At 68.3% G+C, this 17262-nt stretch carries 11 protein-coding genes and 1 pseudogene; 6 read left to right on the top strand and 6 right to left on the bottom strand.

What is annotated here, in order from left to right:
* The first annotated feature begins 26 nt into the window (after nt 1-26).
* Nucleotides 27-491 carry a MarR family transcriptional regulator gene (locus ABGB18_RS40900; protein ID WP_347701059.1) on the top strand — a complete coding sequence of 155 codons (465 nt, stop codon included), beginning with the start codon at nt 27-29 and terminating at the stop codon, nt 489-491.
* 483 nt (nt 492-974) lie between these two features.
* Here ABGB18_RS40900 and ABGB18_RS40895 read toward each other — a convergent pair whose 3' ends face one another.
* On the bottom strand, nt 975-1346 hold the full coding sequence (locus ABGB18_RS40895) for a hypothetical protein (protein WP_347701058.1): 372 nt from the start codon (nt 1344-1346) through the stop codon (nt 975-977).
* 543 nt (nt 1347-1889) lie between these two features.
* Nucleotides 1890-2660, bottom strand: coding sequence for a TetR/AcrR family transcriptional regulator (locus ABGB18_RS40890; RefSeq protein WP_347701057.1), 771 nt, complete (start codon nt 2658-2660; stop codon nt 1890-1892).
* A gap of 195 nt (nt 2661-2855) precedes the next feature.
* Between ABGB18_RS40890 and ABGB18_RS40885 the strand changes: the two genes are divergently transcribed.
* Entirely contained in the window at nt 2856-3476 is a 621-nt protein-coding gene (locus tag ABGB18_RS40885) for a DUF2306 domain-containing protein (RefSeq protein ID WP_347701056.1), read from the top strand.
* A gap of 57 nt (nt 3477-3533) precedes the next feature.
* Here ABGB18_RS40885 and ABGB18_RS40880 read toward each other — a convergent pair.
* Nucleotides 3534-3649: pseudogene (locus ABGB18_RS40880) on the bottom strand (IS5/IS1182 family transposase); the annotation flags it as partial.
* 351 nt (nt 3650-4000) lie between these two features.
* Between ABGB18_RS40880 and ABGB18_RS40875 the strand changes: the two are divergent.
* Nucleotides 4001-4972 (top strand): helix-turn-helix transcriptional regulator, encoded by a 972-nt coding sequence (locus ABGB18_RS40875; protein ID WP_347701055.1) that lies wholly within the window; start codon nt 4001-4003, stop codon nt 4970-4972.
* 681 nt (nt 4973-5653) lie between these two features.
* Here the strand turns inward: ABGB18_RS40875 and ABGB18_RS40870 are convergent.
* Nucleotides 5654-10384 carry a PQQ-binding-like beta-propeller repeat protein gene (locus tag ABGB18_RS40870; RefSeq protein ID WP_347701054.1) on the bottom strand — a complete coding sequence of 1577 codons (4731 nt, stop codon included), beginning with the start codon at nt 10382-10384 and terminating at the stop codon, nt 5654-5656.
* Nucleotides 10385-10423: 39 nt separating this feature from the next.
* Nucleotides 10424-11545, bottom strand: coding sequence for a HupE/UreJ family protein (locus tag ABGB18_RS40865; protein ID WP_347701053.1), 1122 nt, complete (start codon nt 11543-11545; stop codon nt 10424-10426).
* Nucleotides 11546-12146: 601 nt separating this feature from the next.
* On the opposite strand from ABGB18_RS40865, the gene uppS reads away from it, so the two are divergent.
* Together uppS and ABGB18_RS40855 are read left to right on the top strand one after the other, a co-directional pair.
* The gene (gene uppS, locus ABGB18_RS40860) at nt 12147-12875 is read left to right on the top strand and encodes a polyprenyl diphosphate synthase (protein WP_347701052.1); all 729 of its coding nucleotides are present in this window, start codon (nt 12147-12149) and stop codon (nt 12873-12875) included.
* Nucleotides 12872-14284 (top strand): oxygenase MpaB family protein, encoded by a 1413-nt coding sequence (locus ABGB18_RS40855; protein WP_347701051.1) that lies wholly within the window; start codon nt 12872-12874, stop codon nt 14282-14284. The genes uppS and ABGB18_RS40855 overlap by 4 nt, the downstream gene beginning before the upstream one ends.
* 432 nt (nt 14285-14716) lie before the next feature.
* On the opposite strand, the gene ABGB18_RS40850 is transcribed toward ABGB18_RS40855, so the two are convergent.
* Nucleotides 14717-15784 carry a LacI family DNA-binding transcriptional regulator gene (locus tag ABGB18_RS40850; RefSeq protein WP_347701050.1) on the bottom strand — a complete coding sequence of 356 codons (1068 nt, stop codon included), beginning with the start codon at nt 15782-15784 and terminating at the stop codon, nt 14717-14719.
* Between the two features lie 152 nt (nt 15785-15936).
* On the opposite strand from ABGB18_RS40850, the gene ABGB18_RS40845 reads away from it, so the two are divergent.
* Nucleotides 15937-17256 (top strand): extracellular solute-binding protein, encoded by a 1320-nt coding sequence (locus ABGB18_RS40845; protein WP_347701049.1) that lies wholly within the window; start codon nt 15937-15939, stop codon nt 17254-17256.
* Nucleotides 17257-17262: the final 6 nt, after the last annotated feature.

Genomic DNA, 17262 nt, shown 5'->3' with positions numbered 1-17262 from the left:
AAATCATCAACCGCTATTCTTGGCTCATGGGTGATCCGCGATGGCTGGACGACGCCGAGCAGCGAGACTGGCGCTCCTTCGTCGAAGGATCGGCGTTGCTGATGGAACTGCGCGACCGCCGGCTTCGCCGCCACCACAACCTGTCGCTGGCCGATTTCGAGATCCTGGTGCGGCTGTCCGAGGCGCCCGAGGGCCGCCTGCGCATGGCCGAGCTCGCCGAGCTGTCGTACTACTCCCGCAGCCGGTTGTCGCACACCGTCGCCCGGCTGGAGGCCCGCAAGCTCGTCCAGCGATGCAACGACGACGAAGACAAGCGCGGTGTGGTCGCCTCTCTGACAGAGACCGGGCGGACGGTGCTGGTCACGGCGGCCATGGACAACGTGCAAACCGTGCGCGAGCACTTCATCGACCTGCTCAGCGCGTCCGAACTGCAAGCGATCGGCCGGGCCTTCCGGGAGGTGGCGGCCAAGGTCCGCCAGTCAGCCGAGTAACGGGAGCTATGTCAGGGCCCCACCACAGTGAGGCGCTGGTTGCGGGTGGCCACGCCGTATTCCGATCACACCAAGGCGGCGCGGACCGTGGTACGCACTCGCGGTGATCTGGTCGAGGGTTGACACAGGGGGTGTCATCGGTGATGGTCCGGGGGCGGCCGGGACGCGGCTCGTCCAGCAGGCCTTCAAAGCGCTGTTCGACGAACCGTGCCCGCCCCTTGGTCACCGTCCCGCGAGAGACCCCCAGCTCGGTGGCCACCCTGCTGTTGGACCTGCCTTCGGCGCAGGCCGACACGATCCGCGACCGTAACGCCAGCGCCTGCGACATCTTGCGACTGCGCGTCTAGCTCTCCAGCGTGTGCCGTTCATCGTCAGTTAGTTCCGACGGTGCAAGCTTCAACCTCGGCATATCGCCAGCCTACAGACCGACCATGAATTAATGACTCAGAACACTAGCCGACAGTGGGCGGCGGCGATAAACGGCTATGACATACAAGCTCCGCCGGTTCTGACGATGTCGGCCTGGCGGACCCAGAAACGAACACCGCCCACGACTGTCGTCGTCTTCACAACCACGATCCCGTTGAGGATCTTGCGGGTCTCCCCCTGGTAGATGCCGAGTTGGCTGCCCTTACGGAAGAAGCTATGAGACGTCCAGCTACCGTCGGCCCTCGGCGCATAGCGCCGTGTAGTTCTAACGACCTTTACTGGGCAGATGACCGCTGCGCTCGCCGGGGCCGCTTTCGTTACCGCCGTTGCAGGCGCGCTCGCCTCGGCCGAGGCAGCCATTGGAACCATGAACATGCCGGTGACGGCGGCGGAAAATGCTGCCATCTTATAGCGCTTATATCTCACTGCTTCTCCTTCGTCGCACCCGCGCTTGTCCGCGCGCGAGTAAGACTATGGAGGAAGACGCGCCGGGATCCATCGCATGGAGTGCACAGTCTTTTCGCGCTCGCTCTATTGTTCTGAGTCATTAATTCATGGTCAGCGTTACGGGCGCACGAGCGGCCGGTGACCCGCTGGCGCAAGGCCTGGCTCGAGGGTGGCACGCAGGCGCTGCGCTCCAAGGGGCCGGTGTCGAAGGAGAAGCTGTCGGCCAAGCAGTGGGAGCGGCTGGAGGCCGAACTTCGGCGCGGCCCGCTGGCCTGGGGGGTACGACGAGAACCAGTGCTGGACGCTGGCCCGGGTCAAGACGCCGATCGGCCGGCTGTTCCCCAGCCGAACTCGCCGCACCCTATCCGTGGCGCCATAGCGGCCGGCTCAGAGATCTGTCAAGGTCCGCGGCGACCGGTTCCCAGCCAGGCGCGGCAGTTCTTACAGACGCCATCATGCTTCCCCCTCCGACACCGATGATCGCCCCGCACGAGCCGCTCCACCGGTCCGCTCTCGGGTCCATCATCCTGTTCGCGTGGCAGTGATCAGGGTGTCGATGCCGTTGAGTATCAGCTCGACCCCGAACCTGAAGCTGCCGTCCGTCCCTTGATGCAGGGGCGATCGGAAGACGTCGGAGGCGAAGAGCTTGGCCGCCTCGGGATAGTGGCCAGGCTCCACGAGCTCGGCTAGGGCCCTGCCATAATCTTGCTCGCTCTGCGTCTGATCGAGCCCGATCTCCTGGCGACCCTGCGCGAGCTGTCGCTCCTGAGCACTGGCGGTGCGGACATACCCGCCGATGAGGTTCAGTACGCCCACCTTCGCCCGCCAATCGAGGCCCGTCCCGCGCAGAGCACACAGCATGGCGTCCATCCAGCCGATCGCGTGCGGCCCACGCGGCGGGCCGCTGATCGGAAGGTGCGCCAGCCAGGGATGGCGCTCATAGACCTGCCGGTTGGCCAGGATCCACTGCTGCATGCCGGCCCGCCAGCCGTCCCTCTCGCTGATCTCGGGAGGCGGGCCGATGGCGAGGTCGCTCATCAGATCGAGCAGTTCGTCCTTCGATCCCACATAGCGATACAGCGACATCTTGGTGACGCCCAGCGCTTCGGCGACTTTCGGCAGTGTCGCGCCAGCCAGTCCGTCGCGGTCGGCGAGTTCCAGCGCGGTGCCGATCACCCGGTCAACATCAAGCCCCGCCGGGCGGCCGCGGTGCGACCCGGCGGGGAGCCGCCACAGCCGCCTCAGCGATGCGGACACCTCGCGTTCTGCCTCGTCGGACGGGTTGCTGCGCACGCTTACAGACTCTACCGCCCGAATTTAATATCCATGAGATAGTATCTCACGGATGCCAATTGAGAATGGGAGGTAGTCGAGATGACTCAGGTGTCGCAGCGCGACACCCCGGTGGCACGATCGCGGCGAAAGCGGCGACGCCCCGCCTGGTGGATGCTCCCCCTGCCGGTGATCACGCTGGCTATCCTGGCTTTCATGCTGTCGGCGTACATCCCGCCGGACATTCGTACGAGCCGGGCCGACATGCACGGCAACCAGGTGCGCTACTGGCTGCTGGTGGGACACATCGCGTTCGGCGCGGTCGCCACCGTGACGGGCCTGCTGCAACTGTGGGCGGGGTTACGCAACAGGTTTCCCCGCCTACATCGATGGACGGGCCGCATGTATTTCCACGCCGGGATCTTCCCGTCGATGATCCTCGCAGTGCCGGTTTCCGCTATGAGCGAGTCCGGCGTGTCCAACGTCGCCGCACTGGACGCCATGCTCATCCTGTGGGCCATCACCGGCGTCGCCGGCCTACGTGCCGCCAAGTCGCGCCGCTTCAGCGATCACCGCAAGTGGATGATCCGCAACTACGCCGTCACGCTCGCCATCCTCGCCTCCCGGCCGTGGGGCATCGTTATGGCGCTGATCGTCATGGCCCAAGCCGACTCCCCCGCCTACCAGGGCAACACCGTCGCGATGACCCACGACATCGCCAGCTCGGGCGCATGGACGGCTCTCATCGTCAACCTCGTCGTCGCCGAGGCGTACATCCAGCGCAAGTACGGAGGCAAGACCCGCAACCCCGCCCTGACGGGGCACGCCCAAGAGTGATGACCTCGCACGCGTCCCCGCCCTCGATGCCGCATATCCGCCGCTTACGACGGTGACTCACTTGGCAAGTCGGCGGTAGCAAATGAGGGCGGCGGCGATGGCGACGAAGGATGCGAAGTGGTCCGCCCGGCGTTGGTAGCGCCGGTGCAGCGGCGGCAGTCGGCCACCCAGGAGGATGGGTCGGTCGAGCGACGAGGTGTCAGCCGGGGCTGAGCCCTTTCCGCTCGGCCTCGGCCGAACCGGACCTGATGGTTTCCCGATCATCTGGCTCTCCAGCCCTCAACCTTAGTCGGCGAGCTGTCCGGAAGATCTGGGGGCACATCAAGGTCATCGCAGGAGACCGGCTCACTGCGACACCGCTGCTCCTCATGACCGCCCTGCCGATGATCGCCGTGGTCGGCCTGATGGCATTCCAGCGTCGCAACCCCGCCTGACCCGCCCCTCAGGACAGAAGGGAAGACACAAAGCCATGAGGATCCGGCCCCACTCGCCCGGTTCCATCTCTCTGCGAAAAGAGGATACGAGTGCATGGAGAAGAGATAGCTCGCCGACGGGCGACGGCTTGGAGTGACTGGATCACCAATGCCGATCTGTGTCGTGAGTTCGCCACCGTCGATGGAAGTGGCTTTCCCGCCGGCACACGTGTGGTCGATCTCGGCGTGGCCGTATTGGAGGTGAAACGATTCCGCCCGATACACCTTCAGCGGGAGGCCGGCCTGGTACAGACTGGCGATGCGGACATTGTCCAGCTCATCGTGCCAAGGCGCGGCACCGTGAACGCAACGTGGGCAGGACGGCAGGACACCGTGAGCGTGGGCGATCTTTACGCACACGACCTTGCCCAACTCGACGAGATACGCCTGGAATCCGATGGACAGGACGATGCCCTGGAGTTGGCCCTGGTCGCCATCCCGAAGCCGGTGCTGCCGCTGGCAGGCGAGGCGATGGCTCCTCTGCTCGGGCATGGCGTGCCCGTTGACGGCGGAGTGAGCGGGCTGCTCAAACGATTCATCGAGGACCTGTCCGATGAGAGGCTGTCGCTCAACCCGGCAGACAGGCAACGGCTGGGGATGGTGCTGGTGGATCTCGTGACCGCGTGCTTTTCCAGTCTGCTTCAATCTGGGCCGGCCCCCCGGCCGGGCTCCCCACGGCGAGTCCTCGCCCTACGCATACGCGCCTACATTCAGCGCCACCTGAACGATCCCGAGCTCACACCGCGTTCGGTCGCGGCCGCACACCACATCTCGGTCAGCTACCTCCACCGGCTGTTCCAGGAGGAAGGTGACACCATCGCGGCGTGGATACGCGATCAGCGGCTGCAGCGCACACGTCGCGACCTCGCCGACGCCGCCCTGACCGACGTCCCGATCCACGAGATCGCCACCCGATGGGGTTTCGGCCGGGCAGGCGACTTCAGCCGCGCCTTCCGTGCGACTTATGGCGTGTCCCCGCGGGAGTTCAGGTCCCACACAACCCGCTGGGCGTCACGCCCATAGACGCTGCCCGCGTGGATACGGACGCGTAGACCGCACCGCAGCGCTACCTGTCAGTGGGCGTTTAGTCCCGTCTGCCCACGCCGGTCGCGACGCCCCAGTCGGTATGTCAGCCCCCGTTCCAGGGGTCCAAGCCGTTGTCGCTGCCCGGGCCTGCGGTGACGCAGGGACCGACGAATACGCCCCCGCGGACTCCACCTGACCGGGCCCCTTGCTCTTCCACAGGGGAGGTGACCCACTGCGCGGAAGCTCGGAACCCGGCCGCACCGGGGCCTACACCGACTTGGCAGGTGCCGCCCTGGACACCGACGGACACGCAGATGTCATAGCAAACCCCTAGCTGGACCTTGACATGGTCGACTACATGGCTTGTTGCATCCCGCAGCCCACCGGGCGGAACGCAGTTCTCTGGTTCTATTGGACAGCTCGCTGGTTTTTCGCCGCCGCGGCGGGATCGCAGGCACCGAACGCCGCCCGGCAGAGCACGGTGGCCGCTTTCTTGGCCTGACCGGCCTTCTCTCGTGCTTGTCTCGCCCGCTTCCTCGCCTTACGTTTCAGGGCCAGGGCTTTCTGCCGAGCCCGTTCCTGGCTGCCTGGGCGGACGCTTGGCGGCTTCCCTGGCCTTGCGGGCCCGCTCGCCGCACGAATGGGGCCGGTCCGGCGTCCGGACCGGCCCCGTGAGGGTTACGGCGCGGGAACGCCGTCGAGAACGCCCACCGCGTCGGTGCCCGGCGTGACGACGAGCTTGCGGGTGAGGGTGTAGGAGCCGCCCGCCGGCACGTCGACGTTGAACCGGCTCATCACCCAGTTGCCCGCGGCATAGACGTCGAAGGCCCCGGCCGGCGTGCCATAGACGAGGCCGAAGACCTGCGGGTCCGTCCCGGTCATGCCGAAGTACGGCTTGGTCGGGGTGTACGCCGCCGTCGCACCCGGCGCCACGACGCCGGCGCCCGGGATGACACTGGCCTGGCCGGCCGCGTCGTGGTCCATCGCGTCACCGGTCCACACGTTCAGCGGAGCCGGGCCGGAGTTGCTCAGCTCCGTCGAGACCGTGGCGAAGTCGTCGCCCGGCTTCAGCGTGTACGTCGTCGCCGCCGTCAGGCCCGTGATGCCCTTGACCGGCCCGGACGCCCGGACGACGGCCTTGTCTCCGGTCGCCTGGACGATCTGGACGTCGGTCGCCGCCACCGTCCGGACGTCCCACGCGCTGGTGCCGGTCGGCTGGGCCGCCGAGACGTAGGGCAGGTTGATCCAGTCGAACTGGTCGGCCCTGCCCTGGACGGCGACGTCGACCGGCTTGCCGCGGGTGCCACCGGAGAGCTGCGAGTCGTTGTAGGCGTCGGCGATCGCCATCGAGAGCTTGTCGTTCTCGAGCATGACGTCGCCGTAGCCCGCCTCGGCCAGACCCGAGCCGATCTGCTTGCCGTAGCTCGCCTCGACCGTGACCGGGCTCAGCGCGACGTCGGCGACGCCGCTGCCCGCCGCCGGCACGCTGACGGTGCCGGCGGCCGTCTGGTAGCCCACCTTGGACACCCGGACGTCGTACTGACCGGCCGGGGCCTTGACGAGGTACCTGCCCTGGGCGTCGGTGCTCGCGCTCGCGACCGCCGTGCCGGCCTGCTCGAGGACGACCCGGGCACCGGGAACGGCGGTGCCGCCCGCCGTGATCGTGCCGGCCGCGCGAGCGGCGTCCGATACGGCCGCGTCGTGCAGGTCGATCTCGTCGGCCCACTTCGCGATGTTGCCGGTGGGGTCGCCGCCGGCGGTCGCGTAGTCGGTCAGGTGGTAGAAGCTGAACTGCTTGGTGGCGCCGGGCGCCATCGTGGCATCGTAGTAGAGACCCTCGATGTAGCCGTACGCGCCGACCGCGGCCGGCGCGTCCGCCGCCCACGCGAGACCGTGGGCGGCCTGGCCGTTCGTGGTGGCCGCGTCGGCGCCGACGTAGACGTAGTTCCCGGTCCAGCCCGAGGTCTTCAGGCCCGGGTTGACGCCGCTGAACCCGGGGATCCGGCCGTTGTCGGCCGAGCTGTCGGGGTCGATCATGTAGTTGAAGTAGCCCTGGTAGCCCGTCGTGCCGGTGTTGGTCAGCTTGACCGTCAGCTTCACGATCGGGGAGTCGGGCAGGGCCTCGTAACGGACCTGCGCCTTGATGGCCGGGTCCGCCCGGTACTGACCGTTGCCGACCACGGCGGCGCCGTCGACCGCGAGGTCGGGCAGGTCGAGCTGGTCGTTCGGCCGGTCCCACGAGTCGGGAGGCGTGAGGCTCGGACGCAGCAGCATCTCGCCCCAGTCGAGGGTCTCGGCGCCGTTGGCGTCGTTGAGCATGAGGTCTGTCAGCGCGCCCTGGCCCAGACCACCGGCGAGGTTGTTGCCGGCGGTGTACGGCGTCACGGACGCCCGGATCCTGTCGTTTGCCAGGTAGTAGTACTCCGTGCCGTTGACGACGTCCGTGCGCGTGCTGCCGCTGCCGTAGTCCGGCGCGTACGTCGACTTGCCGGCGGCCGGGTGGACCACCCTGATCAGCTTCAGATCGGCCGTCACGCCGCCGGTGGTGCGGACCGTGACGCCGGCGGTCGAGCGGCCGTCGGCGATCAGGCCGCGCTTGGCCGCCGTGACGGTCCAGGTCGACGCCGGCAGACCGATCCGGTAGCGGCCCCCGGCGTCGGTCGTGGTCGCCGCGGTGTCCTGGCCGTCGGCCATGGCGGTGACCTTCGCGCCGGCGACGGGATCACCCGTCTCCGGGTCGCTGACCGTGCCGGTCACGGTCGCCCAGCGCTGTGCGGACTCGCCACCGGGCACGTAGGCGTAGAGGTTGCCGTCCCAGGCGCCCGCCACGACGGTGTTGCCGCTGACGGCCGGGCCGGCGCCCACCCAGGTGCCGATCTCGTGGCTCCACAGGATCTGGCCGGTGGCGGAGGCCAGCGCGTAGAAGTTGCCGTTGTTGGCCCCGACGAAGAGCGTGTCGCCGGCCACGACCGGGCTGGACATGACACCACCGTGGTAGATGTCGCCGGGCAGCGCCCGCTCCCAGATGACGTTGCCGGTCTGGGCGTCGAGGGCGACGACGGCGCCGCTCGGGAAGCCCATGTAGACGATGCCCTGCTTGACGGCCGCGGCGCTCGGGGTCGAGCCGCTCGACACGAGCGAGGAGCGCGAGCTCTTGTACGTCCACAGCGTCGCGCCGGTCTTGGCGTCACGCGCGACGATGCCGTTGTTGGCACCGATGAAGACCTTGCCCTCGGCCGCGGTCGGCACGCCATCCTGCCAGCTGCCCAGCGACTCGGTCCCGGTCCACTTGCGGGCGCCGGTGGCCAGGTCGTAGGCGAGCACGCGGTCGGCGGTCTCGTTGCCGACGTACACGGTACCGTCCATGACGGCGGGCGTGCCGTCGCTCATGGTCGCACCGGACATCGGGGAGGCCCAGATCTGCCGCCCGGTGCGGGTGTCGAGCGCCTTGAGCACGCCCTGGCTGCCGATGCCGAAGCGGGTCTGGTAGGGCCAGAGCACCGTGTGGCCGGAGACGGCCGGCGAGTAGTAGCCGTAGGTGCGCTGGTTGTTCGGGGCCGGCGCCTGCTCGGGCACGGCCTTCCAGCGCAGCTTGCCGCTCTTCGTGTCGACGGCGTAGAGCTCCGAGCCGAGGGTGGGCGCGAAGATCAGGCCGTCACCGTAGGCCAGGCTGCCGTGGATCGACTGCGGCACCCTGACGTTCCACAGCTCCTTGCCGTTCTTCAGCTGGACGGCGTAGATCCGGCTGTTGCCGTCGCCGTTCTCGTCCCGGGTGCCGGCGTAGACGACGCCGTCGTGGATGACCGGCGACCCGGTGAGGAAGGTGCCTTCGGTACGGAAGCTCCAGGCCAGGCGGCGGCCGGCCTCTTGCGCCGACGCGACACCGGAGTGGGCCACGTTCCCATGGTGCTGGTCCCAGTCACCCTCGGAGACCGGCTTGAGCGCCGGCTCGCGCGTGAGAGTGAAGTCCGCCGACTTGGTCCAAGTCTTGCCCGCCGCGTCGACCACCTGCACGTCGATGTGGTGCTCACCGACCGTCTGCCGGCCCCCCGGCAGGTTGCCCTGCCAGGTGAACTCGCCGCTGTGGTGCAGCGGCATCCAGACTTCGTCCTTGCCGCCGTGCTTGTCGTCGTGCTTGTCGCCGGTGATCCGGTAGCGCGCCGAGACGACCTCGTCGCCGGTGTCGTACGCGTTGATCTGGATGCCGGGGAAGCCCGCCGCCGGCACCTTCGAGCCGGGCGCGGGGCTGACGATGGTGAGGTGCTCGTTCTCCCCGTACATCCGGAACGGGTTGTCGAAGCCCGCCTCGGCCATGTGGATGTAGCGGAAGCCGCGGGGCGCGTTGTCGATCGTGTACGAGCTCGACACGGTCTGGATGTGCTTGGCCGTCGAGGCGAACGCCGAGTTGTTCTCGACATGGTTGGAGTGCTCGTGGCCGACCAGGATCAGTTGCGCCTTGTACTTCTCGAGCACGTCACCGAAGGCGTCGTACTCCGAGGGCGAGCCGAACGGGACGTTCATCGGCTGGTGGGTCAGGACGACGAGCTCGATGTCGTTTCTCGGGTCGCGGTCGAACGGCACGCTCGCGGCGAGGTCCTCCTGGAGCCAGTCGAGCTCCTCGTCGAACGGCGCCGAGCCGTTGTTCTCCAGCACCACGAAGTGCCGGTTGCCGTAGTTGAACGAGTACCACTCAGGACCGACGTTCTTGCGATAGTTGTCGATCTTGTCCGCATATGCCGAACCGCTCGCGTACTCGTGGTTGCCGACGGCCGGCCACACGCCGACGGCCGACTGCTGGGCGCCGCGCCGGTATGTGTCGAACTGCCCCTGGCTGGCGTCGTTGGTGAGGTCGCCGCTGACCGCGATGAAGCGCAGGTCGGTGCCGGTGGAGTTGATCTCGCGGATCTGGTCGGGCAGCTGTGCGTTGACGTGCGGGTCGGCGATGTTGGCCCAGGAGAACTTGTCTCCGTCGGAGAGTTCGTCACGGACGAGCGCGAAGTCCGCGGTCGACGTGGCGTCGTCGGCGAGCTCGCCGAGGTTGGCCCAGAACCTCGGCTCCTTGTACTCGTCCAGGCCGAACCGGTAACCCCGCGGCTGGACGGCCCACACGATGTCCGACTTGCGACGGTCGGTGGAGATCGTCATCGAGTAGGAGCCGTCGGCGGCGGTCGTAGTGGCGATCTTGCCGTCTGAGACGCGGACACCGGCCAGGCCGGCCTCGCCGGGGTCGCGGCGCCCGTCGCCGTTGGCGTCGACGTACACGACGCCGGTGACGGTGGCCTCCGGCGGGTCGATGGCGGCCGCCGCGTACGACGTGAGCGGACCCGCGACGACGCTGGCGGCGAGCCCGAGCGTGGTGGTGTAAAGGACGACGCGCAGGCGAGCGCGTGTCCAGAATAACGCGGACATGGGTGATCCTTCGTGATGCTTCGTGATACGGGAGGGGTTTCAGGCCAGGAGCGGGGAGCGTTCCACGAACCAGACCAGACCGGCACCGGCCACGGCGACGGTCGCCGCGACGGTACCGAGTGTGAGGGCGCGAGCGGCGACCGGCGTGGCCGCCGCCCGGCGCAGGAACACCAGCGCCGGGAAGGCAAGCGCGATGATCGTCAACTGGACGAGTTCGATGCCGACGTTGAAGGAGACCAGGTCAGCCAGCGTCGAGGCCGACAGCGGCCCGTCGACCCTGAGCGCGCCCGCGAAGCCGAGCCCGTGCAGCAGCCCGAAGCCGAAGACCACGGGCAGCCGGTGGCTCGTCTTCGGCGAGAGCAGGTTGTCGATCGCGACGAAGGCGATCGACAACGCGATGAGCGGCTCGACGATCCATCCGGGCACGCTGACCCAGCCGATCGCGGCCAGCACCAGGGTCACCGAGTGCGCGACCGTGAAGGCTGTGGCGACCTCGACGACGTCGCGCAGCCGCTTCGCACCCAGCAGCAGCGCCAGCAGGAAGAGCAGGTGGTCGAGCCCGGTGAGCAGGTGCTCCGCCCCGAACCGGACGAACCGCGGGATCTCGCTGAGCAGGTCCGTGCGCCCCACCGTGACGCTGGTACGGGCGGCGTCGAGCAACATCGAACCCCGGTGGCCGTCGACGTCGTAGACCACCATCGTGGTGGTCTCGTCGACGACGCCGTCGGAGGCCTGGAAGATGTCGCTGCGGACGGTGAGCGCTCCGGACGCCGGGCAGTCGTAGGCGAGCGCGACCCGCACCGCGCCGGAGTCGGCGAGCTCGACGCGGGCGGCGTCCTCGGCAGTGCACCCGATCGCACCGCGGCTCAGCCGCAGCCGCTCACCGGCGTAGGCCGCCACGTCGCTCGTGTGCGCGTCCAGCGAGCTGCGCCGCACCTCGGTCGGCACTTCGGCGTCCGCGGCCACCGCGTCCGGGCTCAGGACACCGTCGAGGCTCAGCAGCCGGGCAAGGATGTCGTACTCCACGTCGACGACAGCGGAGACGCCGTCGCCGTGGCTGCGCAGGTCGACCGCGACCGAGGTCGTACGGACGTGCGCCTGCGCAGGATCGGCGAGAAGGAGCAGGACGACAAGGGGGGCGAGCAACGCCAGGAGACGCACGGCAAGCACTTCCGTCGTGGGGGAACGGCGGTCGTTTTGCAACCCTGCAGTGCTCAGCCCACCCCCGGCAACGGGAGACGACCCCATTTCACCGACCCTTCCGCTGCCGGTTACCACCCGGCCGAAAGCCTGGTTTGTGGCGTTTGGTCCGACTACGGAGCCGGCCTTCGGCTCCCTGCGCATGCGATCGGCCGCATGGCCCTACGGCTCGTTCAGGCAGCGCCCCCAGCGCCTCCGCGGACGCTGGTAATCCCCACCGAGGACGACCTTGGCGGGGCTTACCCGCCCGGCGTCAGTGCTCGGCTACCGGGATGGCGACCTGGAACGCCCCGATCCACTGCCGCTGGCAGGTGTCGCGTCCCCGGACCACCACGGAGTCGTGGTAGACGTCCACCACCAGAGCGCCTGCCGATAATCACATCCGCGGCAGGACCATGCCGTCGGCGCCCTCTTCGATGGCTGCCCAGACCGGGAAGACGGCCGCTACTCCGACGGATACAAAGAGCCTGTACCTGGCAAGCCAAGTCGGCCCAAGGGGCTGCCAGAACCCCGCACAGCACTTACAGTGTTTATATAGTCACGTTCAGCTATTGGGGTGGTCATGGTCGTGCCGCGTCACGTGGCCTGTGTAATGGACGGGAACGGCCGTTGGGCCGCGCAGCGATCGCTACCGCGCACCGCAGGTCACGAGGCCGCCGAGGCCGCCGTGATGGACGTCATCGAAGCAGCACGCGCCTCGGGGGTTACCTGGCTGAGCCTGTACGCCTTCTCCACGGAAAACTGGCGGCGGCCATCCGGCGAGATCGACATCCTCATGCGGCTTGTCCGGCGCGCCATCCGCAAACACGCGCCGGTGCTGCACACGCGGGGCATCCGCTGCAGGTTCCTCGGCATGAGCGATCCGCGCATCCCGGCACCGCTGGTCCAGGACATCAGGGACCTGATAACGCTCACCCGCGACAACAGGCGCATGACGCTGACCGTCGCCTTCGACCACGGCGGGCGCCGCGACATCGTAGAGGCCGCGCGGTCGCTGATCCGGTCCGCGACGCCGGCCGACCAGGTCACCGAGGCGAGCTTCGCCGAGCACCTGCCCCACCCCGACACACCCGACGTCGACCTGGTCATCCGCACCTCCGGCGAGCAGCGCATCTCCAACTTCATGCTCTGGCAGGTGGCCTATGCCGAGTGGGTCTTCCCCCAGGTGCTCTGGCCGGACTTCCGCGCCACCCACTTCGGGGAATGCCTCGACGCCTACCTCCGGCGCCAGCGCCGGTTCGGCGACGTACGCCCCACCATTACCACCATGACAGGAGAGAGCCGTCGATGAGTCACACCACCCCGCGGGAGGACGTCGACGTTTTCGGACCCGACTCCATCCTGCGCCGTCTGGTCAACGAAGCCCGCTGGGGCCTCGCGGTGGCCCGGGCCACCCTGCTGGAAGCCGCCTACCCGCAGATCGGCGCGGCGCTGATGGAGAACTCCACGTTCCTCACCCACCCGTGGCGGCGCCTGCGCAACACCACGATGAGCTCGCGCCGGATCCTCGACCCCGATCCGCGCGTACGCGACCGCGAGGCGGCCCGGCTCAACCGCCTCCACGCCCGCATGTCCGGCACCAGTTCCCAAGGCCTCCCCTACGACGCGACCGACCCCGAAGCGCGCGCCTGGGTGGTGGCGACCCTCTTCGAGTCGACGGTGACGATGTGCCGGCTGAGCGGTGACGCGCTCGACGCCACGGCGATGCGGCGCCTGTACGACGAACACCGCACGTTCCTGGCCCTGATCGACGGCACCAGTGACCGCCTCCCCGCGACGCTGCCGGAGTTCTGGTCCTACTACGACGACGTCATCGAGCACCGCCTGCAGAACAACGAGGCGGTGAGCGTCATCCTTTACCAACTCTTCGCCAACGTGCCGGCGCCTCCGGTGCTGCGCGGCCATCCCGCGCTGTGGGCCGCGGGCAGGGCCGTGGCAGGCCCGATGGCGACCGCGATCACCATCGCCTCGCTCCCCGAAGCCTTCAGCCGGCGCGTCGCCCTGCCCGACCTGCCGGGAGCTCGCACGCTCATGCGCTCCGCGTACCTGAGCGCCGCGCTCGCCACCCGCTACCTGCCGGAGAGCTGGACACGGGTGGATTTCTTCATGGAATTGCTGGACCCTTCCAGCGAGAGCGCGGGCCCATGGGGGGCTGTGCGCCGCCAGGCCGGCAAGGCCGCGGCCCTGGTACGTCTCCTCCTCCCCGCCCCCGGCGAGGACGACCAGGCGGTCCGGTCGGCCGACCGGTTCTTCGCCGAGGTCCTCGACCAGACCGGCGACGGCTACCTTCGCTGGCCCGATCTGGCCGCCATGGCCCGAGAGATCGCTACCCGGCTCAACCTGGGCGAGCAGGAAGAAGAGCGGCTGTTCCAGGCGTACGCCACCTGGTGGCGCGAGCTGCAGACCGGCCTCGACAGCGACGGCGACGGACGCGTCAACCGCGACGAATACGCCGCCGCGGCCGCCTGCCTGCCCAGCACCGGACTCATCAAAATCGCCGACGTGCTGTTCGACGTCACTGACGTCGACGACGACGAGAAGATCGACACCGAAGAATATTGCGACCTGTTCCGTACGGCTTTCCACCGCGACTTGACCGGCAGCGGCGACAACTACACACGCAGCGCCTTCGTCAGGCAGTTCGTCTCCTTCATGACCGGGCAACAGCACTCGAACGCCTACACCGAGCTCTTCTCATAGGGGTGACCGTGCGTGGGCAGCCGGAGCGCGAAGGCCGAGCCGTCGTGCTGTCCCGCTCGGAAATACGGTCTCGTGCCGTGAGCTGGGGGTTTGCTGCGTGATCAGGGTAGCGACTGCGACCATCTCGAGTTGTCCCGGCTGATCCGCCGCTGCCGGTGGGCGGAAATCTTCCCGGTCACCCCAGCGACGATCCTGCGTTGGCACCGCACCCTGGTAGCGCGTAAGTGGACCTTCACCGACAGGAGAAGCCCGGGACGCCCTTGCACTCGCCAGCCGGTCAAGACACCGATCATTCAGATGACACGGGAGAACCCGACCTGGGGGCACCGGAGAATCCAAGGCGAGTTGGGCGCCTGGGCTACCCGATCGCCGCCTCCACGGTGCGGGAACTCCAGCACACAGCCGGTATCGATCCGGCACCCCGCCGGGCGCCTATGACTGGGGCTGGGCGGGCAGGCGGGTGTTCCGTGCACCCGCCGGCGGGCGGGGGGCGCCGCTGGGAGGGGCGCACGAGGCACGGGTGATCAGACGGGTGGGGAGGCGTACGTGCCGCTGGGGCAGCTCGCGGTCGGCCAGCATGTCCAGCAGCATCTCAACCGCGAGCCGGCCCATGAGCTGGATCGGCTGCTCGACGGTCGTGAGGGCCGGTTGGCTCATCATGCTTTCGGGGACGTTGTCGAAGCCGATGACCGAGAGGTCGTCGGGCACTCGGAGACCCATCCACGTGGCGACCTCCATGGCGGAGATGGCCGACACGTCGTTGGCTGCGAAGATCGCGGTGGGCGGCTCGGGCAGGCTGAGCAGGTCGCGGACCGTGTCGCGCGCGTCGTTCTCGTCGTAGCCGGCGACCCGTACGAGCGAGGGGTCGACCGGGATGCCGGCATCGGCCAGCGCGGACCGGTAGCCCTCCTCGCGTAGAGGACCGGACTCCAGGTCGCGAGGCGGCCTGCCGAGGAACCCGATCCGCCGGTGGCCGAGGCCGATGAGATGCTCAGTGGCGAGCCGACCGCCCTGCAGGTTGTCGGCGTCGACCGTCGGCACGGTCTCACGCCCGCTGTGCGGATCGACGGCGACGACCGGGGAGCCGCTGTCGACGTTGAGGACCGTGGGCGTGACCATCACCGCCCCGTCGATGAGCGTGCCGGACAGACGAGACAGGTAGCGGCGCTCCCAGCCGAGCCGGCCCGAGCCCTTGCCGCCGCCCGCGTAGACCACCAGCTCGTAGTCCGTGCCCCTGATCGCACGGGCGGCTCCCTTGAGCAACTCGGCGCTGAACGGCTCGATGTCCCAGACGAGGACCCCGATCACGTTCGTACGCTGGTTGCGCAGGCTTCGTGCCACGAGGCTGGACTCGTAGCCCAGCTCGGCGATGACCTCGCGCACCCGACTGACGGTGGCCGCCGCCACGCCGTAGCGGTCGTTGAGCACCTTGGACACCGTCGCCACCGAGACGCCGGCCTGCTCGGCGACGTCGCGGATCGTCACGCGGCCACTGTTCACGGCAGCGATCCTAGCGCATATAAAACGTTATCGATAACGATTGACATGACGTGAGCGGGCTTGCACGATGTCGGACTAACCGAAGCAAGACCGGCTGTGTGCGATGTCACGCCGGAGACGTGTCTCCGATGGTGCACAGGAAGGTGAAGGACATGAAGACATCGGTCGGTTCCCCCAGGACTCTGCTCGCGATGGGACTCGCCGTGCTGGTGGCCGGCGTTGCCGCGTGCGGGACCTCCGGCCCTCAGCAGGGTGGAAGCACCTCGGCGGGCCCTTCCGCGTGGATCATCAGCGGCGTCACCGCGAAGGCCTTCCAGAACTCCTTCGACTCCTGGAACGCGGCTCATTCCGGGCAGCGCTTCGCCATCCAGGAGTTCGCCAACGATCCCTACAAACAGAAGATCCGGACCGCCGTCGGTGCGCGGCAGGCACCCACGCTGATCTATGGCTGGGGAGGCGGCGTGCTCAAGTCGTACGTGGACGCCGGTGCGGTCGAGGACCTGAGCGACCTCGCCGCGGACCCCGCGGTCAAGGAGCGCTTCCTCCCCTCGATCGCCGCCGTCGGCACGGTGAACGGCAAGACCTACGCGGTGCCGAACAACGGCGTGAAGCCCGTGGTGATCTACTACAACAAGGACCTGTTCGCCAAGATCGGCGCGCAGCCACCGAAGACGTGGGACGAACTGCTGGCGCTGGTGCCCCGGTTCACGGGGGCGGGCATCGCGCCTTTCACCGTCAGCGGCCAGGCCAAGTGGCCGTTGCTGCCGTGGCTGGCATACCTGGTCGACCGCATCGGCGGCCCCCGTGTCATGAACGACGTGGCGGCCGGCAAGCCGAACGCCTGGTCCGACCCGGCGGTGACGGAGGCCAACCAGAAGATCCAGGAACTGGTCAAGGCCGGCGGCTTCGTCAAGGGCTTCTCCTCGATCTCCACTGACAGTGGTGCCGACGTGGCCCTGATGTACACCGGCAAGGCCGCGATGACGCTCGGCCTGCCGGCGACGTACCAGACGATCAAGACAGCGGACCCCGCGTTCATCACCGGCGGCAAGCTGGGCTACTTCCCGTTCCCGGCCGTCGATGGGGGCAAGGGCGACCCCGCCGACGTGGTGGGCAACCCGACCAACTTCTGGTCGATCTCGTCGGCGGCGACCTCGGCGCAGAAGCAGGCGGCCCGTGACTACATCAAGAGCGACCTGCTGAACGAGAAGTACGCCGCCGACCTGCTGGCCGTCGGGAACGTGCCCCCGGTGGCCGGCATGGAGGACGCCATCGCCAAGTCCGACGACCCGGCGTACTTCTCGATGATCTACGAGGTGACGGCGAAGGCCCCGAACTTCCAGCTCTCCCTGGACCAGGCGCTCGCTCCCGAGCAGGGTGACAAGCTGCTGACCGCGCTGCAACAGATCTTCCTCGGCGAGGTCACTCCCGAGCAGTTCGCCACCACCATGAACGCCACGATCCACGGCTGAGGCGGT

The sequence above is a fragment of the Nonomuraea sp. B12E4 genome (assembly GCF_039871825.1).
Lineage (GTDB): Bacteria > Actinomycetota > Actinomycetes > Streptosporangiales > Streptosporangiaceae > Nonomuraea.
The sequence above is the reverse complement of the archived record's forward strand: the minus strand, read 5'-3'. Positions and strand labels throughout refer to the sequence as shown.

Coding starts and splice junctions, on each gene's coding strand:
- ABGB18_RS40845 (WP_347701049.1), top strand. CDS start 15,937: ATGAAGACATCGGTCGGTTCCCCCAGGACTCTGCTCGCGATGGGACTC.
- ABGB18_RS40885 (WP_347701056.1), top strand. CDS start 2,856: ATGCTGTCGGCGTACATCCCGCCGGACATTCGTACGAGCCGGGCCGAC.
- ABGB18_RS40900 (WP_347701059.1), top strand. CDS start 27: ATGGGTGATCCGCGATGGCTGGACGACGCCGAGCAGCGAGACTGGCGC.
- ABGB18_RS40855 (WP_347701051.1), top strand. CDS start 12,872: ATGAGTCACACCACCCCGCGGGAGGACGTCGACGTTTTCGGACCCGAC.
- uppS (WP_347701052.1), top strand. CDS start 12,147: ATGGTCGTGCCGCGTCACGTGGCCTGTGTAATGGACGGGAACGGCCGT.
- ABGB18_RS40870 (WP_347701054.1), bottom strand. CDS start 10,384: ATGTCCGCGTTATTCTGGACACGCGCTCGCCTGCGCGTCGTCCTTTAC.